This is a genomic window from Roseburia faecis, assembly GCF_001406815.1.
Lineage (GTDB): Bacteria > Bacillota > Clostridia > Lachnospirales > Lachnospiraceae > Roseburia > Roseburia faecis.
This window is the reverse complement of record NZ_CVRR01000033.1, coordinates 22,870-48,186: the sequence shown is the minus strand read 5'-3', so window position 1 is coordinate 48,186 and position 25,317 is coordinate 22,870. Positions and strand designations below refer to the sequence as shown.

The window sequence follows — 25,317 nt, the reverse complement described above, 5'->3', positions numbered from 1 at the left end:
ATTTTGAAAAATTTATACCAATGGGAAGTTTAAAATTAAACGCATGAATAGATATTCCCTGCATAGAATATACCAAAGCTGGAAATGGAGGTAACAAATGAGTGCAAAAACCAGAATTGTCGTTCTTCATATGAAAAAACTTGTGTTTGCAGGTATTGTCACAGGACTTGGTATCCTGCTTGTGATCTTTCTTGGAATCCTGCTCGGCAGTTCCCGCAAACAGTCCGCAGACAAAGAAGCGGTAGAAACCATGTACGTTCCGGGTGTCTATACCTCTTCTGTCATGATTGACGGAAATCCGTTCGATGTGCAGGTATCTGTCGACGAAGACCATATCAACGAAATCACCATGGTTCATCTGGATGAAACTGTAGAAACCATGTACCCATTGGTCCGTCCTACGCTCGATGAACTGGCAAAACAGATTATTTCCAGCCAGTCCCTTACGGATCTTACATATTCCAAAAACAACCAGTATACCTGTCGTCTGCTCATCGGTGCAGTATCCGAGGCATTGGAAAAGGCATCACCCGATCGGTGATGCCCCACATGCAAATATCTGATAAGCAGATCTTATTGTGCCTCTGTGTTTAATCCACTCACGTAGCTGGACACTGCAGAAGTATTGGTATAATACGTCTGTGCCGGCTTATTATCCTCATAATAATTGTATCCGGTATAACCGGCCCATCCAACGATGGCAACTAAAATTGCACATCCACAGATGATACCAATGATTTTTTCCGTTTTCTGCTTTGCCATCTCTTTTTTACGATTGGCTTTTTCTTTCTTATATTTATCTACCTTTGCCTGACTCATATTTCCTTCTCTCCTAAATCTGTTGATGGTTCTATTCTACACATTTTCAACAGAAAAAGCAAGTAAACGGTTTTACATATTGCGGGAGATATCCAGGCACTTCATCATTGCCTCGATCACGCTGCTGCGCATGCCTTTTTCCTCCAGCACACGCACTGCCTGAATGGTGGTTCCTGCCGGAGAGCATACCATATCTTTAAGTTCTCCCGGATGTTTTCCCGTCTCAAGAACCATCTTTGCACTTCCAAGTACCGCCTGTGCGGCAAATTTGTACGCCTGCTGTCTCGGCATTCCACCAGCCACTGCTGCATCTGCCATGGCTTCAATAAACATAAATACATAGGCCGGAGAGCTTCCGCTGACGGCAGTAACCACATCCATCAGATGCTCCGAAATGACTTCCGTCTGTGAAAATCCACTGCAGAGATCCCGCACCAGAGCCATATCCTCATCCGTCACACGTGCTCCCGCACACATACCCATCATGCCTTCTTTGACCATAGATGGGGTATTCGGCATCGTACGAATCACTTTTAAATTTCGTCCGAGCACTTCATCAAACCATACCAGTGTCTTTCCCGGCGCGATGGATACCAGAATCTGCTCTTCTGTAAGAAGATCCTTGATTTCCTCTAACACTTCGGCATAAAACTGTGGCTTTACTGCCACAAACAAAATGTCTGCAAATGCTGCCACATCCCGGTTGTCCGTACTGATCTGCACTCCGAACTGTGCTTTCTTTTCTTCCAGCGTTTTCTTCGTACGACAGGAAATCATCATCTCCTGCGGAGGGCATTTTCCGGATTCCAAAATTCCCTGTATCATGGCTGTTCCCATATTTCCACAGCCGATAAAACCGATTTTCTTTTCCATGTTCTATCTAGCTCCTATAATCTCCATTAATTTTTACATAATCATACGTCAGATCACATCCCCAGGCTTTGGCAGATGCCTCTCCCTGATGCAGATCAATATTGATATAAATTTCATCTTCCTCTAAGATTTCTTTTGCTTTCTCCTCAGAGAAATCTACACCGGCAGCATTTCTGCATACGGCAATGGTTCCCTTGGACGATGCCAGATCCACATCCACTTTGTTGATATCAAACTCCGCATCCGCATAACCGATTGCACATAAAATACGTCCCCAGTTGGCATCTTCCCCAAACATTGCACACTTAAACAGTGGGGAACGGATCACACTCTTTGCAATAATGATTGCGGTATCCTGATCCGGCGCACCGCTACAGGTACACTCCAGCATCTTCGATGCTCCCTCACCGTCCTTGGCAAGCATCTTGGTCAGCGTCATGAGTACCTGATACAGCGCCTGACGGAACGTATCATAATCCTCTCCCTCTGCTGTGACTGGCGTATTTTCTGCCATGCCGTTTGCCAGAATACTGACCATATCATTGGTAGAAGTATCTCCATCAATGCTCAGACAATTGTATGTCACCTTTACAATCTCAGAAAGTGCTTTCTGGATCATTTCTGAGGAAATCGCAACATCGGTTGTAACAAAATTTAACGTGGTAGCCATATTCGGATGGATCATGCCACTTCCCTTTGCCATACCGCCAACCGTACAGGTCTTCCCGTCAAGCGTAAAAGAAACCGCGGTCTCCTTGGCATAGGTATCGGTTGTCATGATGGCATTTGCTGCTTTTCCATGATTCTGTGGAGAAAGTCCGCGTGCCAGCTCCTGCACATGATCACGGATCGGTTCAATCGGAAGCTTCTGTCCAATGACACCGGTTGATGCCACGATCACCTCGTCTGCCTTTATGCCCAGCTCTGCTGCAGCCAGATCACACATCATCTGTGCCTTTTCTTCTCCGTCTGCATTACAGGTATTGGCATTCTTACTGTTGACAATAACAGCCCTCGCCTTATTTCCGGTTGCTGCCAGATGTTTCTTTGTCACAAGGATTGGTGCACCCTTTACTTTATTCGTTGTATAGACAGCCGCTGCCGTACACTCTTTCTCTGACCAGATCAATGCCAGATCATTTTTGTTCCGATCCGGATTTAACCCACAGTTTAATCCGTTTGCGGAAAATCCTGCAGCCGCACATACACCGCCCTCGACTTGTTTCATTGTTACATTCATAATTTTTATCTCCTTCTAAGTTATAGTAGTAAAAATCCTCAGCAGAATTTCTCCTGCTGAGGCACCTTTATCTCATTCCATCTGTTTACTTTATGTACTTATCCAGTTCATGAGATACCGCAAGCACGTTGTCAAGTTTCTGTTTTGCCTGCTCGGCATAGTTTAAATTCTCAACTGACAGATCCGCTACCTGTACGGAAGAGGCCGTCACTTCTTCCGTTGTTGCAGAAAGATTACTGATATTGTCTACAATCTGATTGTTTGCATCCGACAGACGGTTTAACATGCCGTCAATGCCTTCGATCTCCTGAACCAGTGTATTGACATTCTCATTCATTCCCGAAAAACTCTCAGACGCTTTCGCAATCATGGAATCCTGCGCATTGGTAGCCTCAATCGAACGGCTCACCGCCGTTGCTGCATCCTCTGCATTTTTAAACAATTCATCCAGAATCTGTGCAATGCTTTCTGTCTCACTTCTGGTTTTCTCTGCCAGCTGACGGATTTCATCAGCCACTACAGCAAACCCTTTTCCGGCTTCCCCTGCACGGGCACTCTCAATAGAAGCATTGAGCGCCAGCAGATTGGTCTGACTGGAAATGGAAAAGATGGTATCTGCAATACTCTTTACTGCCTCGGTACGCTCCTGTAACGCTTTCATGGAATCTGCCACTCCGGAGTTTGTCTCTGCGATTACCGCGGACTGTTTCTTCAGATGTTCCATGATCTCCATACTCTTCTGATTCAGTTCCCCGGACTGCTTTGCCACTTTTACCATATTCTCGGAACTTTCCAGTGTCTGCTCAATTGAATGCTGGATATCCTGTGTCATGGTTGTCTGTGTCTGGATATTTTCCGCCGTGCTATGCGTGCTGGAAGAAATATCTTTCATCGCACCATTGACCACCTCTGTCGATCCATTCAGATCATTGACAATCTTCATCACGGATTCCGTACCCTTACGCACTTCTTCCGCCACACCGATCACATCGTCTAAAATTACCTGCTGCTTCCGCTGCTCCTGCTGTTCACTGTGCCGGGTATCATGGTTGAATTTCTGTGCCACATTTGTTGTAAAGATCACAGCAAATACCAGTACCCCCAGTGCCAGCAGATCCAGTACAAGATTGGTTGTCCCGGCTACGCCTTCCGGCTGCTGACGGATCTGACCAAAGACAGTCAGCGCATTCAATACAAGATAACCGATGCCGCCGATTCTGGAATATTTCGGATCAAAAAACAAAATACAGCCGATAAAAGGAGCCAGTCCCAGAAAACGGATAAAGCTCTCCGTATATGCAAAAGTCATGAAAAATGATACGAGATATAACCCGATCAGTGCCAGATATCTCAGCCGCTCCGATTCCGGACGCCGCTTCCATCCAATGAGCAATGCACCTCCGGAGACTACTGCAATCACACTGACAAATGCCGCAAAGCCCAAAGAACGTACTCCTTTTGCTCTTGATGCCCAGAGCATAAACAGAATAAATGCATAAAAAATCAGATATTCTGTTACAAAAAAACGGTTTACTCTCTGTATCTGCTGCCCTTTTTCCGCAAAGCGATAATATTTTTCTTTTATTTTCATAATCAGTCCTCTCCCCTTTTATAGTTATAACACACGAAAGTTTCTGTTTCCATACTAGCACAGAGCAAAATAAAATGCAATTCTGTCCGCTGTAATAATCTTATTCCAGTTCTTCCATGACACTCTTATATGCTGGACGAATAATTTTGTTGCATCCCACCAGCTCCTCCAGCCGGTGTGCACTCCATCCTGCAATTCTTGCAATGGCAAACAATGGTGTATACAATTCCGACGGAATGCCAAGCATTTCATATACGAAACCACTGTAAAAATCCACATTCGGGCTGACACCCTTGAAAATATGACGCTTTTCTGCGATCAGTTCCGGAGCCACTTCTTCTATCATATTGTAAAGGTTCATGTCTTTCTGGCGTCCTTTTGCCTCCGCGAGATGCTCCACATAGCTGCGGAACACACGCTCTCTCGGATCAGACAGGGAATACACGGCATGTCCCATACCATAGATCAATCCCTTCTTATCAAAGACCTGTCCATCCAGCATCTTTCCAAGATAGGACTTCACCTCGTCACGATCGCTCCAGTCATGCACATTTTCCCGGATATCATTCATCATCTGCATAACTTTGATGTTGGCACCGCCATGCTTTGGTCCTTTCAGGGAAGACATTGCTGCAGCGATGGCAGAATATGTATCCGTACCGGCAGAAGTAACCACACGGGTGGTAAACGTACTGTTATTACCGCCGCCATGCTCCATATGAAGCATCAGTGCCACATCAAGCACCTGTGCCTCCAGCTGTGTATACTGCTTATTCGGCCGCAACATACGAAGGAAATTCTCTGCCGTGGAAAGCTTTGGGTCCGGTCGGTGAATATACATACTCGAATCATTTTCATAATGATTATATGCGTGATATCCATATACCGCGATCATCGGGAAATTGGCAATCAACTGCATACACTGACGGATATTGTTCTCAATGGAAGAATCTGTCGTATACGGATCATAGGCCGCAAGTGTCAGAATACTTCGTGTCATGGAATTCATGATATCCTTAGAAGGCGCCTTCATAATAACGTCTCTGGTAAAATTGGTCGGAAGTGTCCGGCTGTTGCCGAGCACCTCACAGAATTCATCCAGCTGCGCCTGATCCGGAAGTTCTCCAAACAGCAGCAGATATGCTGCTTTCTCGAAGCCGAATTCGTTCGGTCCAATGGATTTGATCAGTGTTTTTACATTATATCCGCGATACCATAACTCACCGTCACATGGCACCTGTTTTCCATTTTCATCTTTGAAGGACACAATCTTTGAAATACGGGTCAGACCTGTCAATACACCTTTTCCGTTGACATCGCGAAGTCCTCTGTTTACCCCATACTCCTGAAACAATCCGTCCGAGATCGTATCATTCGTAATACACATATTCTGTTTTGATGCTGCGTAATTTGCTAATAAATCTTTTTTCTCCATGCTTCACTCTCCAATCTGTATTGCTTTCATTATATCGTACTTGGTTCTCAAAAAAAAGCACTTCATAAATTTTTTATATCTTTTTACGCTTTGTATATAAATTTTATACCCCATAAAATTTCATCAGTGCATCGTAAACATTCATTTTTCCATAGCCCGTTGATGTCAAGTTATTGCTACGAACTTTTTTTATTTTTTCAAATAAAAATTTCGCAATCCTGCATAACTTCGTTGGGTTAATGTGAAATAGTTGCTAAGTCCTGTAAAAATTGATGAATAGTTATTGCTAAGTTCCATTTGCCTGACTTACTCCGCAATCCATACTGAAATTCCACGCAATCTCTATCCTTTTGTCTTTATAAGCATAAACTCTTCTAATAAAAGCATCAACCACTTCCTGCGTCAATTCTTCAATATGCGAATACCGGATAATCTGCTTCATATCAGCCTCTGCTTTCTGGTATTCGCTTTCCAATCCAGAAAGCTTTCCCGCTGTATCGGATTCCTTTACGGATAATGAAGATAAGCGCTCTGTCAGCTCGTTTGAACGTTTCTGATACTCCTCACTACTGATTGCTTTCAAAGCATACTGTTCATACAAATTATCCTTTTCTGCCCGAATCTGCTTTTGTTTCTGTCTGCATTCCTCCAGTTTCTTTTTCAATGACTGGATGCCTGCCCGTTGAAATGAAGACAGGCTTTCCTTCTGTTTCATGGCATTTCCACGAAGCATTAACTCTTTATTCAGCATCATCAATACGGTTTCTTCGAGTAGATCAGCATTCATGTAAGTGCAACAATCCGGAATTTGCAACAGAGCATGTTTTCGGCACTCAAACCGCCTGTAACGGTTCTTTTCGCGTAGTGGCTTATAAACCATGGAATAACCGCATCCACCGCAATACAATTTCCCTGTAAGCGGATGCTTCTCTCTGTTTCTCTTTGTGGAACAATCCGCTCTGAAAGATGATACCTGATCATATATCTCCTCTGAAATGAGAGCCTCATGATTGTTCCGAATTATTTTCCAATCTTCTTTTGGCAAAGCTCTCGTCTTTTGACTTCCTACGGACTTGCAGACAGATTTTCCGTATGCCATTTCTCCCAGATAAAAACGATTATTCAATATCCTTCTGATACTTGTTGCACTCCACGAACGTACTTTACCATCTGTATATTTCTTTTCCGGCTTTCTTATCTGCGTGATAGTGGGTACATTTTCCTCAAAAAGCTGTCTTGCTATCTGTACACTGGTTTTCCCCTGCACCGCAAGAGAAAAGATATAGCGCACAATTTCTGCCTCTCGTTCATTCACAATAACTGCATTTTTTTCTTCTTTGCTTTTTTCATATCCAAAGGGAACCTGTCCGAAAACATATTCTCCCTTTGCACACTTATTTTCAATCGAAGCCTTTACCTTAACTGATACATCCTTGCTGTAAAGATCATATAAAAGTGTCTGAAATGCGGTATCAATCTCTATGGTACTTCCGTGATGTTCCCTGCTGTCATAATGGTCATTGATAGCGATAAAACGAATGCCCATAAAAGGGAATATCTGGTTCAGATAAGTACCCATCTCAATATAATCTCTTGAAAAACGGGACATATCCTTTACAATGATACATCTGATATTATTTGCCTTTACCTCCTTTAACAACTTTTGCATCCCCGGTCTATTCATATTGGTGCCGGAGAAGCCATCATCACTAAACTCCACAGCCTCATACCCGCTTAATTCGGAATCGTGATGTATGTACTCATATATTAACTTTCTCTGATTGCTTATACTATTGCTCTCGTCTTTTTCTCCCTCGTCCTCTAAGGATAAACGTAAATATAATGCCAAACGCTCCATTCTACTTCACCCCTTCCATACAGTCTGCTGTAAAGGTAAATATAACCTCTATACGTTTGCCCGGATAAACATATATTTTTGAAATAAACGCTTCTATCATATCCTTTGTAAGCTCTTTGCCACTTTTCAGTTTTAACAGGGCTTTAATAGCTGCCATATATTTTCCGGAGAGTTTATCCAATGCTCTTATTTCCTGCTGCTGACTTTCCTGCTGTTTTCTCAGATCTTCCAGTATGTCCGCCTGCTTCATCTTGAAAGCCACATATTCTTTTTGTGGAATTTTCCCAGCACGGTAATCCATATATACACAGCTTTCTTCCTCCTGAGAACGTCTCAGCTTTGCCTCTGTTTCCCTTAGTCTTGCTTTAGCCTTCTTAACCGCCTCTGCAATTCTTTCTTTGCCATACTCCATGTAATGCTTTGGCTTGTTTAAGAAAACTGCAAATTCCATACGGATAAAAGGTAACAATATATCCACCAGCTCATTCTTTGAAATACGGTTAGAGTCCGGGCATACTTTAATTTTCGTCTGTCCGCTGTTTAAACAGAAATATCCGTCAAGCCTTGCTTTTTCCCCATCTGCATAGTGCTGTACATAGCTGCTTCTTGTCATTTTTCTGCCGCATACTCCACAATACAGTACACCATCAAAAATGTTTTCCCCAAGCGGATAACCCTTCGTTGGATGATTATACGAAGCTTTGCGCTCCTTCATTTTTTTCCTAATTTCTACCGATTTCTGATATAACTCCCTGTCAATCAATGGCTCATGTGCATCCTTTGTAATCACCCAGTCATCTTCCGGCTTATGAATACGGTTCTTCTCATCCCTTGCCGTTATACTGGTTTTTCCCTGCACCAAAGTTCCTGTATAGGTTTCACTTTTCAGTATTCGCTCCACCGAACTCTTATCCCAACCTTTATACGCTCCTGCATCGGGTGTATAGTAAACTTCTTTTGTTTTCTTATACAGAGAAGGTGGATTGATCTGCCTGTGGTTCAGCTCATCCGCAATCGCAGTATAGATTTCCGTTTCAGCGAATTTTTCAAATATAAAGCGAACAATATCCACCGTATTTTCATCCGGTATCAATCTGCGCCGTTTTCCACTCCATTCTGCCATATATCCATAAGGTGGAGGACCGCCAACATAAGAGCCTTCTTCTCTCCTCTGTTTTAAGTGCAGCTTCGCCTTTTTAGAAAAATCCTTTGCATACATGTCGTTTACAAGGTTCTTGATTTCGGAAGCCATCTGCTTATTCTCATTGCCTTCCTTTCCGGTATCAAACCCATCGGCAACTGCAATGAAGCGTACTCCTAAAAACGGAAATATCTTCTCAATGTAATTGCCCGCCTCCAGGTAATTTCTGCCAAACCTTGACAAATCTTTTACTATGACACAATTTATCTCGCCAAGCCTTATATCCTGCAATAACCTAAGAAATCCCTCTCTTTCAAAATTGCTGCCGGTCTTTCCTAAATCGGTATAACAATCAATAATATCAATGATTTCTTCCGTATTCTTCAGATTAAATTCTTCTACATATTTCCTTGCAATCTCAATCTGAACCTCCACTGATTCATTTTTTCTTTCATCGTGATCCGCTGAAAGTCTTGCATAGATACCTGCTCTGTATCGTCTGACTTTCACATTCTGTTCTGAATGAATGCCTGCTGTTTTTCTTTTGGATACTCTGCCCATTCTTATGCACTCCTTTCTGCCACACAGTTTTTCTTCTGTTCGTCTTTTATTCTCTTGTTGACTTCCCGCATTATGCGATACTGATCTGTATAATAAAACTCAATTTCAATTCTGTGGTTTTCATATACTGAAATCTTCTTTACCATACTGCAAAGAGTATAACGGTCTATCTCCCTCAATTCCGAACAGTCCTGCATGGTCTTTAGCCTTGCTGCAGAGATGACACCATTCTTAAACAGTTCCTTAATCATAAGCTCCTGTTTTTTCTGTGCTTCCTCAAATTCTCCAGCTTTCCTTTTAAACTCGCTGTGCAAACGTTCAAATTCGCTCTTTGTGATAATCCCTTCTTTCAAGTCCTCATATAAGCCCGAACAGAGAGAATAATATTTATCCTGTTCTTTCTTTAATCTTGCAATTTCGGTATCATAATAGACTATGGACTCAAAATTTGTTTCCATATCCAGAGCTTTTTCAAACATCTGCTTTTCCTGCAAAAAACAGTTTGCAAATTTCGTTACCATTTCCAATACAAGCTGCTTTAATGCATCTTCCGGTATGCTGTGTCTTGTACAGCCCTCACCCCGGTTTTTGGTGGAACAGATATAGTAAACCCTCTGTGTGTTCTTATAGCGGTTTACGCGCCTTATCATCTGCTCTCCACAATCCCCACAAAACAATATTCCTGTGAAAAAACTGTTTTTCTCTGATACAGGACTCACCCGTCCATCAACCTTCAACAAGTTTTGGACAACCAGAAAAACATCTTCCGATATGATCGGCTCATGGGTATTTTCCACCTTAACCCAATCTTTTTCAGGTTTTTCCACACTTTTCTTCAGCTTATAATTTATCTTTTTTGTTTTTCCCTGCACCATGTGACCGAGATACATTTCATTTGTCAGTATTCGCTTTACCGTAGCACTGCTCCACATGGATTTTACTGCACCGGAAAATCCTCCTCTGTAATTTTCGCCTGTGGATTTTTTATACTCTTTGGGTGAAAGGATACCAAGTTCATTCAATTTATCCGCTATGGCTGAAACCGCCACACCCTCCATTTTCCAGTTAAAAATCTTACGCACAATTTCCGCTGCATAATCATCCACCACAAGCTGATTTTTGTTGTTATCTGCCTTTCTGTATCCATAAAGGGCAAACGGAGCAATACACTCCCCATTCTTTCTCTTTACTTCAAACTGGCTTTTCACTTTTGTGGAAATATCTCTGCAATAGGAATCGTTAATGAAGTTTTTGACCGGAAGAACAATGCCGCTCTCCCCTGCATCCGCATGAAAACTGTCATAATGGTCTGTCAGCGCAATAAAACGCACAGAAAGAGCCGGGAAGATTTTTTGTATATATCTCCCGGATTCAATATAGTCACGCCCAAAACGAGAAAGGTCTTTTACAATGACACAGTTCACCTTTCCTGCTTCGATGTCGCTTATCATTCTTTTAAATTCTGGTCTGTCGAAATTACTGCCCGAAAACCCATCATCAACATAAATATCATACAATTCGATATCCTGCTGTTCATGGATAAAGGCTCTGATCAGCTCTCTCTGATTTCCGATACTGTTACTCTCGGATTTCAGTCTACCATCCTTGTCTGTCACATCTCCGACATCGCTGTCATCCCTTGAAAGACGGAGGTACATGGCTGCTAGAAAATGTTTTTTATTCATTTGATCACTCCTGACTTTTAAGTTATTAAGCCGTAATAAACCTAAAATTCAAGAGTTTCCTTGATTTATCCTGATTTTAGGTTAACATAACTTTTCGATTCTTTCAAGGCTTTTTCGATTTTTATCAAAAATACGCTATATGTGAATTTCTGCTAAATGCCGCAGATATTCCTCCATCTTGTCGTCAATACTCGCTCCCTCCTTTTGAAATCTGACCTTAATCACATAGTCTCCCATACGATGGACATAGATATTATTTGTCTGTCTTGCAAAAGAAGCCAGTTTTTCTTCTACGGGCAGTTTTGTGTCAATTTTGACATCCCGAATATCTGTCAGCGTGTTTATATCCACAGTCCGAATATCCACAGCCGCCATTGCATCAAGTTTTTCCTCTGATATATCTAACACTTTAGCTCTCCTATTTTCTGCTTGTTTCATTCTATTCAATTCGCAGATTGTCCTATGACATACAAACCTCTGTATGTAAAAAGCCGGGACACTGCGCCCGGCTTTACTCTTTTTATCCGTTATACTTATCATATACCCCCACCTGTACCTGCACTGCCTCGGTGATCCTTGCAATTGTGGATAATTCAAGGAACCCGACACCAATCTTAGCGGCATCATTCATAAGCTCCTCCATATCGGATACATCTTCCGTTAAATCTGTCAGCTTGTCCAACGCCACCATGTCATACTGTCCGGTCATCAAAAAGGAAATCAAAAGATTGACTGCATCACGATCAACATCCCTGTCCGGTCCTTTGCAAATGACCACATCACGTCTCAAGATAATTCCATGCGAAAGACACTTCTCTCTGGTCTTGGCAACCTTTTTACGGATGTTCTTCTCCGATTTGTTGGAGTTCATAAATAAAATAGCCGAAGGAAGATTCTCCCCGGCTGTACCTAACATAATGCCTATCTTACACATATTCTCTTTACCTGCTCTTTCTTAGATTATTACAGAAAGATACGCCGGCTGTTATCTCCTGAGATAATGAAACGAATCTGCCGCTCCCTTATCTCAAAAGATAACTTCATAATAATCCATTTTTTAGCAGCTTTTATCATGTCAGAGAACAGCGGCAAAAGCCGCTATTCTCCTAGCTGCCACTTGACAGCACCCCCCAGCCGGGCAACATACATTGGGACGGCAATCCCACACTGCACCTCCATCATGCCCAACCAGACAGAATCTACAGGGAGCCACTCCCGGAAAATGCGTTTCGCTGAAATTCCGGTACTGTTCTATCTCATTATCTCCGGCTGCCACGTCCGGTAGGCACAAACCTCTGCTTAGGACCTTCACGGGCACAATACAAGACCACCACAACCGCTAAACAGTTCAAAGACTTGTCAGCACAGTAATCCGTATCGAGGAGCTTCATCGCACGAAATGGGTTTCTGCCACCCCTACCCGTAAATCAAAGTATTTACGGATAAAAGCAAAAATAAAATCAGATGTATGCGTGTCCTATTCAGTTTTTCAAAGATCAAGGCTCCTTTGAGCCTGTAACAATCATAGAACAAAACACCTGATTTTTTACGACACAGATTGGCGAGTAGGATGGTGTAATCTGGTAAGTTTATGTATGGCATATCATGGATAAATGAATTAAAACAGAGTAAAAAGATATTCTTGCAGCAAAACATCAAAGAGGAAATTTAAAATATAATTTTTAAGAGACAACTCCGAGTGAGTTGTCTCTTTTTGACAGATAATCCGGTATTATCTACCATAAAAATTGGAAATGGAGGGTACTATGAATATTGTGTTGGGAGTTCATGTGAAACATGACAGAAGTGCATGTATCATTATTGACGGAAGGGTTGTTGTTAATATAGCGAATGAAAGATTAGACCGAGTGAAGTACTCTGACTCTCCTGAAATCCCCTATACAGCTGTTGATGCTGTTTTGAAACATTGCAATATTGATATTTCACAGGTTTCATGCATTGGTATGTCCGGCGCAGGAATAGAAAGTGAAAAGGTAAAACAGTTCTATAAGGATGACTTTTTCGCTCACTATAGATGTCGCGAAATTCCTTTTTTCTTTCTGTCACATCATTGGGCACACGCATATTCTTCCTTTTGTTCGTCCACTTTTTCCGAAAGCCTGATATTTGTTGCGGATGGTGGAGGTGACTATATCGGGGATAAGCAAGAAGCTGAAACTTTGTATTACGGTAGTCACGGAAAAATACAACCACTCGCCGCACGGACACAGGATATGGTTGTGCGCAAAATGGAAAATCCAGTAAATACTATATATCCTTTTATGCCGGATTATGTACGCAACCATCAAATTAGTATAGCACGAAAATATGCGCAAATTACGCATTTGACTGGCTTTGCACATGGAGAATGTGGTAAAACGATGGGACTTGCTTCGTATGGAAAATCTTATTTTGATTACTCCCAATTAGATTTTCGTGATTTAGATTTTGATTTAAAGTATAAGGATATGTTAGAAGAAATTTACGCATTGCATATCATGTCAGGAAAGTCTCATAGAGATTTTATCTTGAAAGAACGTGCGAATATATCTGCCACAGTTCAAGAGTTTACAGAATGTGCAATAATTTCGCTGTTGAAGAACTATCAGACTCGATACGCATGTGAAAACTTGTGTCTTGCAGGTGGATTATTTTTAAACTGCCTATTAAACCATAAAATACTTTGTGAATGTAATTTTAAAAATGTTTTTATTATTCCATCGGCTGGAGACGATGGTCAAGCTCTTGGCAGTGCATACTATGCTTACATGGAAATGTTCGGAACACAATCCGATTTTCACATTAATTTACCCTACATCGGTTTAGATTATACCGAGCAAGAAATTGAAGATGCAATCCGATTGAAAAATCTTTCCTACAAAAAGTATGCAGATGGTGATTTGGCAAAGATAACAGCAGAATATATATCTCAAAACAAGATTGTTGGCATGCACAGAGGAAGAACGGAGTTAGGACCGCGAGCTCTATGTCATAGAAGTATCTTGGCAAATCCAACCCATCCACACATGAAAGACATCTTAAATCGTCGCGTTAAACATCGTGAAGAATTCCGTCCTTTTGCACCTACGGTTGCGAAGGAGGATCAGTTCAAATATTTTGCATTACGGGCTTCCTCAGACTATATGTTACTTGCGCCAGTTGTTAGAGAAGAATATCGCGAAAAGTTGTCAGCCGTGACACATGTAGATAATACTGCTCGCGTTCAGGCGGTATCAAAAAAGAGCGACCCCTTTATACATCAGCTATTGCTTGAACTGAAAAAAGTTATAGGGGTATCCGTGGTACTAAATACGTCGTTCAATGTTGCTGGAGAGCCTATTGTCGAATCTCCGCAAGATGCGTTAAACACTTTTTTGAAAACTAACATTGACGTTCTAGTAATAGGAAACTGCGTAGTAACTAAGCCTTAGAGGATAAGCAGATAGCGTGTTTGCGTATCCCATAGAAGATTGGGTGGGGTGTTTTGTGCAAATAATATCTCTCTTTTTCTCGCCTTTGCATATTGCTGTACTAGAAAGGTATTAACCGGGTTATCGGATAGATTTTGGTTTGGATACGCAGAGTATTCTTGCCCCGCAAACGTAACAAGGGACATCGTTTGATAGAACTGTGATTCAAATTTACGTTCTTGTAAATAGTATCCGATATTGCTTAACGCCAAAATATTCCCTTCGCATGCATCACGATTCCCTATATATAGAAGCCCTTGCTTTTTCAGTATATCAAATACTGTGAAAAAAATTTTATAAATATGTTGAGAGTCGAACCCCATTCGTATTCCAATAATTGCTTGCAAGTTATATAAACGCCACAAATATCCTACAATTCCATAAGATGTGCTGAGATTAATAGCTCTATCTACATATTCTTTCGCTAGAAGGGTTGCCTTTTCTTCGCCTTTCAATAGATTGCATATTGCAAGCAAGAAAAAGCAGTGAATTTGAGCGCGATGCAGATTGTTTGCTTCAATATCTTGTAACATTGAATTAAGCTTTAAAATCAGCTTGTCCTGATGAACAGTAGAATTACTTAATATTTCTAATGCACAAACATCTAGAGAATTATCTGTTTCAATCCTTTTGGATGGCATCAGTGCAGTTGCTTCTATGGACTTTCGCAAGCTTTCGCTAGAAAGATCCATATTAGGATATAGAGTTATTTTAAATTTTGTTCTATATGCCAAGGCTCTTAACCTATTGTCATCCAATTTGTCAGCTAAGGTTATTGACAGAGTATTATATGTCTTAGATAAGTCTATTAAATTGAATGCCCGATAAACTGCTGCCAATCTATCATATAGATCGAACAAAGTTTCATCAGATAATATTTCTTTATTGCACAACCAATCTGCTTGGATTTCCTTTAGTAAGATTTCTCCGTCTGGATACAAGCCTGCGTTCATTAAGGCATGAGCTTTTAATTCCATAATGGAAAGACAAAATGGTCTATCATCTACCATCTTATATTGTTTAAGTTTTTTTAACACAATATCACATTCATCTACTGCTTTAATCGGGGCAAAATGATGAAGAGTGATATATACTCGCATCAGCAATGCCTTTTTTGCTAGAGGTAAATTTTTGCGAGCATGTCGAAGCAACTCAAACATATCATCTAAATATTTATAATAATTTAAGTTTACATTGACATTTGAAATATTATCCACTGCGATTAGCCATGTTTCAATCGTGTGTAGATATTCTCTTGCCTTCTTGTAATCTTTGCTGTATAAATAGAGTCTTCCGGTTTGAAACATACCTAAAACATGATCAATGTTTGGCATGGATACAATCTCTTTTGCGAGAAAAGTTCTTATTGCTTTTTTACCTTTCAACTGTTCGCTCACGTATAGAAATAAACTTTCGTGAACAAAAGCAATCGTTTCATTTTCTTCATATTTTAATAGGCGCCGTCGCATCAATTCATTCAATTGATCAGATGAATCCTCAAAAAACATGTTAAATAACGCAAGGTTCATTTTACCATTGCATAACGCAATTTTGTACAATAGATTCAAACAGGTTTCGCCATCTTTCTCTTTTTGTAGATGAGAAAGCCTCTGATAGTAGATATCTGCAATCTGTGTTGGCATAAAACGTTTTACATGGAATTTGTTAATATCTATAATGCCTACCGTATTCCTATTTTGAATCTTTACCAAACTACAATCCAACAGATACTCTACATATTGAACAATAAAAAGTGGGTTTTTCGCACTTAGATTAAATAAACGGTCTAATGCATATGGAGGTATACCGTCAATCAACACCCTAATTAAATTTTTAGCTTCATCATCAGTAAGCGGCTCTACATTGAAGCACGACTCTGGCAAATTTTCATCTGCCCATTGAACAAACGACAAGTAATTGATGTTCCCGATGGTAAAATCGGTTCTTCCACTAATCAGCAACGTGATTGAAGATAGGTTAGACTTTAGCCTTTGTATTTCGCAAAGGAAGCTATCGTCTGCATTGTGAAAATCATCTAAAAATATTACCGCTTGATTCCCAAACGGAGTCCTACAGTTTTCTATCATAGAAACAAAATCCACATACTGCCCCTCTTGTATGTATCCATGATTAAGCAGAAATCTTTCAATTTCTTTTTGGGGAGTATGACCCTGTTGAAGTTTACATTCATAAAGATCAAATAGCGTGCCCTGCAATCTTGAGAACAATTCTTGCACAAGTCTCGTTTTACCAATTCCGGCATCCCCCCAAAAGCAGACAATGCTTGGTGGCATGGTCGACTTTAGCCTTTCCTCAAGGTCGTTAACAATTCGGATTCTTGATTCTCCAAAAAATGGAGGTTCAAAAATCTGTGTGCCATTTATTCCATTAATCATAACAACTGATTCTGTGCCATTAATTTGAATGTGAAATAGGAGCTCTGGGATGCCATCAAAGTGTTTTTGTTCTACCGTTACTTTTTTGACGGCTGCACCACTGGGTGCAATCACAAAGGATATATTGTCTTCGGAAGTGTTCCAATCCACATCTGTCCTAAGCTGTAAAACACAATGCTTTTCATTATTGGAGTAATTTCGAAAAAGCATATATAAATCATATCGATTAGTTAATTGTGAAACTACAGTATCAACCTGATACTCATAGTAAAAATCCGTATGATCTGATAAACTATACGGATTATTGAGTGCATGTTGCAACTTTGGATCTTCGAGACTTAAAAGGTACGTGCCCAATAAATACCCATCTATTAATCGGAATGATATGTTGCTTCTTTCCAGCGACTTAGTCAAATACCAGTATGTTTGCGGCAAAATTTCACTATTAGTTACCAGAACATAATAATCATACTTCTCGGTGTCTTGAAATTGCATTCTGGAACTACTAGAAGAAATTTTATCATACCTTAAAATGCTATTATCTGTACTTTTGCACTCAAAACATATTTGGATTCCTTTACCGTTAAATGAAGTAAAACTCTGACCTAAAATATTCACAGTGTTAATTTTGGTGGAAACAATAACATCCTTTCCACCATCTGCTACGCGCCGTGTCTGGAATACTTGTACTTGTGGATGTAGCTGACGCAATTGTGCCATAATAATTTTTGCAACAAAATCTTCAAAGTTTTGTCCCAAATTTGCTTCCATCTGCCATGTTAAATTGGGAGACTTCCCACTAGAATATCGCCTCATACATTTCCTTCTCCTATCACTTCTTATGGTAGATAATTTAGAATTGCCCCTTATTTCTGTCAAATTTATTGGATAATACCGGATTATCTTTCACTTTTTATTAGTTCCTTATCCTCTCGACTGCTTTATTAAATTCAACGTTGCCGCATCAATATCAAAAACTGTCTGCTTTCCGTCATACCATCTATCCCAAAAATCTATAGTTGCACTCTTGGGCTTTTCTTTCGGCTTATCTAGGATAATCTTTGATGGCAACATAATTGCATCACCAACGACAACACATTCACCAACATCCAGATTGGGAAGCATTTCCACAATTCCCACTAATGAATCTGTCAGCATTGCCGCCACTGCCGATTTGTCCCTGTCATTAGTTACCTTTAGGCTGACGATATTATTACACTGAGACATGATTGTTGTATTTAATTCTGCTGGTCTTTGAGATACTATCAGCAGCCCGATCCCATATTTTCTTCCCTCTTTTGCAATCTTCTCAAAAATTTCAAGGGATTTCTTCTCTACCGCTTTCATTTTTGACATGTCATTAGACATATAAATATGAGCCTCATCACACACCAGCACCAACGGATGACGTACCTCATCTTTTGCCGGAGTCATCCAAAACTGTATATCATATATTATACGAGTGACAATACCAATGATAATTGCTAACATATCGGATGGAACCTCTGATAAATCTATAACCTTAATTCGATATTTATCGTTCCCCATAATCCTTGCAGCAAATTGATTTAGATAATCCGCCTGCGTTGTATCCTCTTCATTAAATACAAATCCATACTTTTTATCATCCATCTTTGTTCTCAGACGGGTAATCAAGTTGGTCAATTTGTCATAGTACTGCCCTTTCTTCGTCTTTGCCTGTCCCTTACTATCGCCTGATTTATAGACTTCTCCAGTATCGACTTCTAAAATATTCTGATTCTCCAGATATTCTATTAGTTCCTTTGCTGAAAAAGGAACCGGTGTATCAGCAGTGACTATTTCTTCTGAAACAGCACTCATGTTATTTTTGATATATTCCTTTTTCTTCTGCAAAATATAATTGATTACCGCCGCCCTTTGATTAGTTGATGTCCCTTCTGATGATTCTACAAACAATGAATGAATTTCCTCATAATTGAAAAACCATAATGGAATGTGTAAACCACCTGGTTCATCACAAATCTTAATCTGATCTGCATAAGATAACTCATTATATTCCCCATGCAAATCGAAAACGACCATATTGGCATATGGTAATTGATTGGCTTTTTCCAATACACTGGCAACTGTATAGGATTTTCCACTTCCTGTACTGCCAACAATACATGCATGTCGTTGAAAGAAACGGTTGCCATCTAATATTGCTGGCACATCCTTATTGCTGGCAAAATGTCCGATTTCTAAACTTTTGCTCTCTGCCGCCTTGCCGCTCACAGCATTCATTATCATCTGCATTGCGGCTTCATTCGCCTGATATACTTTACTATTTATTTCTGGATATGTATTAATTGCTCTTTTGAATTTATTCTCACTTCCGGCACCATATTTATTGTAAAAACTTCCCACCAAATTAATGACACAGCAGTTATTTGAATACGATAGGTCTTCGGTCTGCTCTGTTTCATCAAATTCAACTTTCTTCTTTGTCACCTTAGTCAAAATTCCAATCAGCTTCTCATCAGAATTACTTCCACCCAAAACAACAATATCGTTGATTTTTAATGTATTTAGTACTCCTTCATTTTCAACCCCCACCACAACTTTTCGGGTGTCTACATTTTCCACCATACCTATGCAATTTGTGTCTGCCAAGCAATCATTAATATTTCCCGCCATAAAATCACCCCTTTTATCCTATAAACAAATCAGCAAATTGATTAATATCCCACACTGGCAAGTCTATTGTGTATTTTTTCGACTTATAAATCATATATTCTCTGTCATCCTCATGATAAAATACAGTAATGTTCTTTTTCTCCAGTGCCTTATTGATTATATCTGGCTTAACATCCCTTGATAAAATAAGGACATTCTTCTGAAAACTGTCAAATAGTGCAGTATCAAAATGATCATCATTAAATCCATATCCATATATTAAAAGCGAATAATTATCCCTCGGATTCAACAGCTCATTAAATTCTTCTCTCATACATCGAAACGTATTGTTTGTCATTCCCACCTTATACTTTGAACTTCCAGGTGTTACAATCTCAATATATTCTGCTTTTTCTTTTAGAATTTCATAATCATTTGTTAGGTATTCTTTTCCATTCTCACTAATCCAATTTATGGAGCCATGAGGTTTAAAAAGCCTGATCCATGAATAATTCTTACAATTATATACTTCTGTTGGCTGTTTTAACAGATTTCTACTGAATTTTCCATACAGGCTCCCGTAAAATCCTGTGATAACGCCTATCCCCAACTTGTCACATATAATCTCTATAATCCGGTCATAGTTTGGTGTCATAATATCAATTATCTTTTTATCGACACTAACCGTACCACTCAAATAGTTCAGCAGCCTGCAAAAACCAGTATCTTTTTCATAAATCGTTCTGTGAAGTTTTTCCTCACTCTCCAAAATAAACTTTGCTGTTATCGGCTTAATCGCATCTACTAACTCATTTTCATTTTGTGCAAGATTAGCCAAACCTGCCTCTAAGCCATTTGCTTCTATTTCATCACAGTGATTCTTCCAAATTTCTTTCAAATGTTCATCACTTGACTGTGCAATTTCTTTTGCCAAGTGCTCTGCTAATTCCTTCATCCCCGGAACACCATAAATCACAGAAAGTCCTGTCCCCACAATAATTTTGGGCATATTATTCCTTGAAAGATTTCTTTGTTTGATGTCTTCCACTATATCATCGAAAATTTCTGAATGTATTTCCAGATACTCCATATCCACACCTTTCTAATATTTCCTAATTATCTCTTTTATACTGTCATCCGTACAACTCTCTTGTTCATCTATAGGTTCAAAACACTTCTTGTAGATATCACTATTTTCTTTAAAATTATATCACACATCCCCAAAAAATCATCATATTCTACTAATTTCGTCTCTCCCCATTCAACAACACACCCATATTCGATACCACAGCATCCAGTACCCGGCATATGTACTCTTTCTCCCTGTCTGATTTTCCTGACATATACTTTTCCATGTCATCTCTACAGGCACTCTCATATCCAAACAGCAAATAATCCGTACTCACTCCGAGAATCTGTGCCAGTTCCATCAGTTTATCCACAGAACAGGAAGTTTCCCTGCTTTCAATCCTCTGCTGCTGACATTCACTGGTATAGTCCAGTTTCTCCGCCAGTCTGCTTTGTGTCATTCCATTATGGAGCCTGATTGCCTTAATCCGCTCACCAATCTACTTTTAACAAGTATAATGTTTAATGTTAACAAACATCTTCTTATATTCAAGAACCTTTACAGAAAATGACCTATTTTTGCAGGAAACGGCAACAAAATATTTCAAAGACTGATTTTATTTAATGTTATTCATACAAATGTGTATGTAGGGAATATTTAATTTTACTCTTCTAAAATGTAAATTATTGTCATTTTAGGTCTTGAATATTTTGTACCCCCGATAAATGCAGAGCCAAGACTCGGAGATGCAATATTTGTCCCTGTCATATACACAGACCATGTTCCGGCAGCTTTTTCCGCTATAAATAAGTTGGTAGTAGTCACATTACCTCTGCCCCAACTAACAGTATGCGTTTCCCCGCTAGGACTGGTAATTGTAAGGCTCTGTGCCAATATTGCGCCTTTTCCACCGATTACAGATGCACTGGAGCAATCAACCGTAACTTCTTTTACAATCGCATTATCCGGCAGACCGCTAAAATTAAAAGCAACTGTATTGGAATCCCCTGTAACTCCCGGCATCAATGCAATCGACATATCTTTATTTGCTGATTTCGTTGCTTTCGTGTCTGCTGCAAACGCTGTTACCTGTGAAGCAAACAACATTGTGAATACCAAAGCAACCGCTATTATTCTCTTTACTTTCTTCATTGACTTTACCATAATCGTATTCCTCCTGTCTGTCAAATTCCCCTTATATACATTTGATGAATTACATACTTTATGCTTTCATATCGAAATTACTTTGCACCACAACATTTTCATTTGTGATTTCCACATTTGTTCCATTGTTTAGCGCCTTTCTTGCGTCATGGTATGCCTCATAATATGCTGATTTTAACGCTGAATGTACACCCGTTTCTGCTTTTGTCTCCTTCTCATGCCACCCTACTCCTTGAGTGTATGTAAGAACTTCTTCCCCTCCCTCATTATATATATGGATCGCAGAACCAGTTCCCTCTCCCTGATATTCAGCCTCATATGGTATCCCAAATAAAATACACAGCCATCTTTTGTCTGCCTCTTGTATTTCTTTCATATCGCCCATATTTCCAGAACTCATTAATTGGTTGAACTTACCTATCAGTGCTGCCCGATTTGGTGCCACTTTAGCGACCTCTGCTTTCCGCAAGTTCATAAACTCATTTCCCATATATATGTTGTTTTTCGCATCTTTCTTAGCCAATTCAACAATTTTTTCTTTTAGCGAATCTGTTAATTGCCACTTGTTCTTTTCAGAAGCTTTTTTAACACTAATGCTGGAACTGCCAGATACTTTTACCGTACTAATAGTATTTGATATATCCATCTCTATTACCTCACTTAAAAATTTGCTTTCAATATAAACAATTCTGTACAAATTATCAATGCCCATTGCAGAAAACGACCTTCATTTACAGAAAATGGCACATTGCCTTTTCTCCAAAATCATATTGTTTGAAAACCGTATTTACCCCCACGAATAAATACAAGATAGACTTTTTATCATTCTGTGAAATAAATATCACGCTGTAGCAGAGAAGCCCAAATCAATGTACGATATATTTTTGAAATAACATAAAAACAAAGGAGATTTGAACTATGGATACTTTAGAAACAGTCATTAACAATTATTTGGAATACTGCAATTCGCAAAAATGTCTTGATGAGAAAACACTGAAAGCATATCGAATCGATCTGCGGCAGTTTTCTGAACAAATTTCCATCATCAATATTGCAGAAATTACTTCCAAAACATTGGAACAGTATATCGCCCGGCTGCATGAACAATATAAACCCAAAACCGTAAAACGCAAAATAGCATCGGTAAAAGCCTTATTCCATTACCTGGAATACAAGGATATCATTGACCATAATCCATTCAGCAAAATACTGATACACTTCCGCGAACCCGTAATACTGCCTAAGACCATTCCCCTACATACGGTTGAAACATTTTTATCTACAATATACAAGCAACGGGAAAATGCCAAGACTTCTTACCAGAAAAGAAATGCTCTTAGAGATGCAGCCGTTGCGGAACTATTATTTGCAACTGGCATGAGAATATCAGAACTTTGTTCTTTAAAAATCAATGATGTGAATTTGTACGACGGAACAATTCTTATCTATGGGAAAGGAGACAAGGAACGACGCATCCAAATTGGCAATGAAGCAGTAATTAATATTTTAACAGAATATAACGATGCCTTTGACACAGAACGGCAAGCCTGCAATAACTTTTTCATAAATCAATCTGGAAAAGCACTGTCCGATCAGTCCGTACGCAGAATGATTAACAAGTATACCTCTCTAGCCTCTATAGATCAGCACATAACGCCTCATATGTTCCGTCACACATTTGCAACAAGCCTTTTAGAAGCTGATGTTGACATTCGTTATATTCAGGAGATGCTAGGACATAGTTCCATTAATATTACAGAAATATATACACACGTTACAGTATCTAAACAAAGAGACATCCTTGCTACAAAGCACCCCCGGAAAGATTTTCACATATAAATTTTATGGGCAATCCAATAATCTTATGGATTGCCCACTTTAATAAATAATAGATAATCCAATATTATCCGTCAAATATATATGAAAAACATTTAAAATTACAAGGAAACTAAAGAATGATTACAATATCAGAATTTAAAAAAGCTTATTCGAAAGCAATCCAAGAAGGATATGCTGCAATATTTGCAGGTGCAGGATTATCTAAAGCATCTGGATTTGTAAATTGGAAAGAACTACTAAATGATTTGGCACAAGAAATTCAGTTGGATGTAGAAAAAGAGCCAGATTTAGTGGAAGTAGCACAATATTATTGTAATGAAAAAAGAAGTAGAAATGAAATAAATGAAAAGATTTTAAATCGGTTTGTAACAGAATCGCAGGAAAGCGAAAGTATACGCATATTAGCGGATTTACCAATTCGAGTATTTTGGACTACCAATTATGACCACTTACTTGAAGATACATTAAAAAAATACGGAAAACGTATTGATATTAAAATGACCATTGAAAGTTTAGCAACTAACTTGTCAGGAAATGATGCAGTTGTATATAAAATGCATGGTGATTATTTAGACCCTTCATCATGTGTGATATTAAAAGATGACTATGAAATCTATAATGACAAAAGACAATTATTCACAACAACATTGCAAGGAGATTTGGTGTCAAAAACTTTTTTATTTATAGGTTTTAGCTTTGAAGACCCAAATTTAAAATATATACTAAGTAGAATAAGAATCTTATTGGATAAAAATCGCAGGACCCATTATTTATTTTTAAAAAAAATACAAAAAGACGATTATAAGAAAAGATCCAAAAACTATTATTATGATTTAAATAAACAGGAATTACAAATACATGATTTAAAACGTTATGGTATTGAAACAGTTCTTATTGATAGTTATGATCAAATTCCTGCTATTTTAAAGGAAATAAAAACAGCATCAAAATGTAAAAATATATTTATATCTGGAGCTGCTCATGAATATGGAAAAGATTGGGAAACAACAGCACCACTATTTATTAAAAAGTTAGTTAGTAGTTTATGTCAAAAAGATTACAGAATAATCACAGGTCATGCAAGAGGTATCGGAAGTTACGTGATTAGTTCTGTAATTGAGGAATGCCAATCAAATATTGGAAAACTTGAAAAACATTTGATGATTAAGGCTTTTCCTTATGAAGATAAAAATAGATTTGATTATATACAATTAAAAAAGGAGTATCGAAAGGGAATTTATAAATACGCAGGCATAGCAATTTTTATGTTTGGAAACAAAGAGTCAGATGCTGGAACTATTTTGGCAGATGGTGTATATGAAGAATATAAAATTGCATTAGAATCTGGAGCTTACATAATTCCTATAGGATCTACTGGTTATATGGCAAAGAAAATATGGGATGAAGTAAGTTTACATATTAACGATTTTCCATATTTAAAAGAGGAGGAGAATATTTTACAAAATTGTACGAATCCTAATAAAGTAATCGACGCAGTTTTAACTGTAGTTAATATAATTCAAACTAAATATTAAAAAG

General features: G+C 39.0%; 20 protein-coding genes. 4 read left to right on the top strand and 16 right to left on the bottom strand.

The window, feature by feature from the left end; all coding sequences use genetic code 11:
* Positions 1–97 precede the first annotated feature (97 nt).
* Positions 98–541 (top strand): FMN-binding protein, encoded by a 444-nt coding sequence (locus tag M72_RS10375; RefSeq protein WP_055068179.1) that lies wholly within the window; start codon positions 98–100, stop codon positions 539–541.
* Between the two features lie 32 nt (positions 542–573).
* Here M72_RS10375 and M72_RS10370 read toward each other — a convergent pair whose 3' ends face one another.
* The 10 genes from M72_RS10370 to M72_RS10325 form a co-directional block, all read right to left on the bottom strand.
* On the bottom strand, positions 574–819 hold the full coding sequence (locus M72_RS10370) for a hypothetical protein (protein ID WP_022047109.1): 246 nt from the start codon (positions 817–819) through the stop codon (positions 574–576).
* A gap of 72 nt (positions 820–891) precedes the next feature.
* Positions 892–1,692 carry a pyrroline-5-carboxylate reductase gene (proC, locus tag M72_RS10365; RefSeq protein WP_055068178.1) on the bottom strand — a complete coding sequence of 267 codons (801 nt, stop codon included), beginning with the start codon at positions 1,690–1,692 and terminating at the stop codon, positions 892–894.
* Between the two features lie 7 nt (positions 1,693–1,699).
* On the bottom strand, positions 1,700–2,932 hold the full coding sequence (argJ, locus tag M72_RS10360) for a bifunctional glutamate N-acetyltransferase/amino-acid acetyltransferase ArgJ (protein WP_022047111.1): 1,233 nt from the start codon (positions 2,930–2,932) through the stop codon (positions 1,700–1,702).
* A gap of 85 nt (positions 2,933–3,017) precedes the next feature.
* Entirely contained in the window at positions 3,018–4,523 is a 1,506-nt protein-coding gene (locus tag M72_RS10355; protein WP_055068177.1) for a methyl-accepting chemotaxis protein, read from the bottom strand.
* Between the two features lie 100 nt (positions 4,524–4,623).
* Positions 4,624–5,958: a citrate/2-methylcitrate synthase gene (locus tag M72_RS10350; RefSeq protein WP_055068176.1), complete on the bottom strand. Its 1,335-nt coding sequence runs from the start codon at positions 5,956–5,958 to the stop codon at positions 4,624–4,626.
* Between the two features lie 286 nt (positions 5,959–6,244).
* The gene (locus tag M72_RS10345) at positions 6,245–7,816 is read right to left on the bottom strand and encodes a recombinase family protein (RefSeq protein ID WP_055068175.1); all 1,572 of its coding nucleotides are present in this window, start codon (positions 7,814–7,816) and stop codon (positions 6,245–6,247) included.
* A gap of 1 nt (position 7,817) precedes the next feature.
* Positions 7,818–9,518 (bottom strand): recombinase family protein, encoded by a 1,701-nt coding sequence (locus M72_RS10340; protein WP_176694786.1) that lies wholly within the window; start codon positions 9,516–9,518, stop codon positions 7,818–7,820.
* 2 nt (positions 9,519–9,520) lie between these two features.
* Entirely contained in the window at positions 9,521–11,203 is a 1,683-nt protein-coding gene (locus tag M72_RS10335; protein ID WP_055068173.1) for a recombinase family protein, read from the bottom strand.
* A gap of 135 nt (positions 11,204–11,338) precedes the next feature.
* Positions 11,339–11,611 carry a DUF6870 family protein gene (locus M72_RS10330; RefSeq protein ID WP_261291819.1) on the bottom strand — a complete coding sequence of 91 codons (273 nt, stop codon included), beginning with the start codon at positions 11,609–11,611 and terminating at the stop codon, positions 11,339–11,341.
* Between the two features lie 112 nt (positions 11,612–11,723).
* Positions 11,724–12,137: a hypothetical protein gene (locus M72_RS10325; RefSeq protein WP_055068172.1), complete on the bottom strand. Its 414-nt coding sequence runs from the start codon at positions 12,135–12,137 to the stop codon at positions 11,724–11,726.
* A gap of 832 nt (positions 12,138–12,969) precedes the next feature.
* Between M72_RS10325 and M72_RS10320 the strand changes: the two genes are divergently transcribed.
* A complete protein-coding gene (locus tag M72_RS10320; protein WP_055068171.1) occupies positions 12,970–14,634 on the top strand; it encodes a carbamoyltransferase family protein in 1,665 nt (554 codons plus the stop codon).
* Here the strand turns inward: M72_RS10320 and M72_RS10315 are convergent.
* From M72_RS10315 to M72_RS10290, 6 genes are all read right to left on the bottom strand, one after another.
* Positions 14,631–17,885, bottom strand: coding sequence for a restriction endonuclease (locus tag M72_RS10315; RefSeq protein WP_055068170.1), 3,255 nt, complete (start codon positions 17,883–17,885; stop codon positions 14,631–14,633). The genes M72_RS10320 and M72_RS10315 overlap by 4 nt on opposite strands.
* A gap of 108 nt (positions 17,886–17,993) precedes the next feature.
* Positions 17,994–19,727 carry an ATP-binding protein gene (locus M72_RS10310; RefSeq protein ID WP_055068169.1) on the bottom strand — a complete coding sequence of 578 codons (1,734 nt, stop codon included), beginning with the start codon at positions 19,725–19,727 and terminating at the stop codon, positions 17,994–17,996.
* 13 nt (positions 19,728–19,740) lie between these two features.
* Complete coding sequence (locus M72_RS10305; RefSeq protein ID WP_055068168.1) at positions 19,741–20,796, bottom strand: SIR2 family protein; 1,056 nt, start codon at positions 20,794–20,796, stop codon at positions 19,741–19,743.
* A gap of 151 nt (positions 20,797–20,947) precedes the next feature.
* The gene (locus M72_RS10300) at positions 20,948–21,253 is read right to left on the bottom strand and encodes a helix-turn-helix domain-containing protein (RefSeq protein WP_261291825.1); all 306 of its coding nucleotides are present in this window, start codon (positions 21,251–21,253) and stop codon (positions 20,948–20,950) included.
* A gap of 185 nt (positions 21,254–21,438) precedes the next feature.
* Positions 21,439–21,939 (bottom strand): hypothetical protein, encoded by a 501-nt coding sequence (locus M72_RS10295; protein ID WP_055068166.1) that lies wholly within the window; start codon positions 21,937–21,939, stop codon positions 21,439–21,441.
* Positions 21,940–21,997: 58 nt separating this feature from the next.
* Positions 21,998–22,651 (bottom strand): hypothetical protein, encoded by a 654-nt coding sequence (locus M72_RS10290; protein WP_261291818.1) that lies wholly within the window; start codon positions 22,649–22,651, stop codon positions 21,998–22,000.
* 206 nt (positions 22,652–22,857) lie between these two features.
* On the opposite strand from M72_RS10290, the gene M72_RS10285 reads away from it, so the two are divergent.
* Both M72_RS10285 and M72_RS10280 read left to right on the top strand, forming a co-directional pair.
* Positions 22,858–23,778, top strand: a complete 921-nt coding sequence (locus M72_RS10285) for a tyrosine-type recombinase/integrase (RefSeq protein ID WP_055068165.1) — start codon at positions 22,858–22,860, stop codon at positions 23,776–23,778.
* Positions 23,779–23,894: 116 nt separating this feature from the next.
* Entirely contained in the window at positions 23,895–25,313 is a 1,419-nt protein-coding gene (locus M72_RS10280) for an SIR2 family protein (protein WP_055068164.1), read from the top strand.
* Positions 25,314–25,317 lie beyond the last annotated feature (4 nt).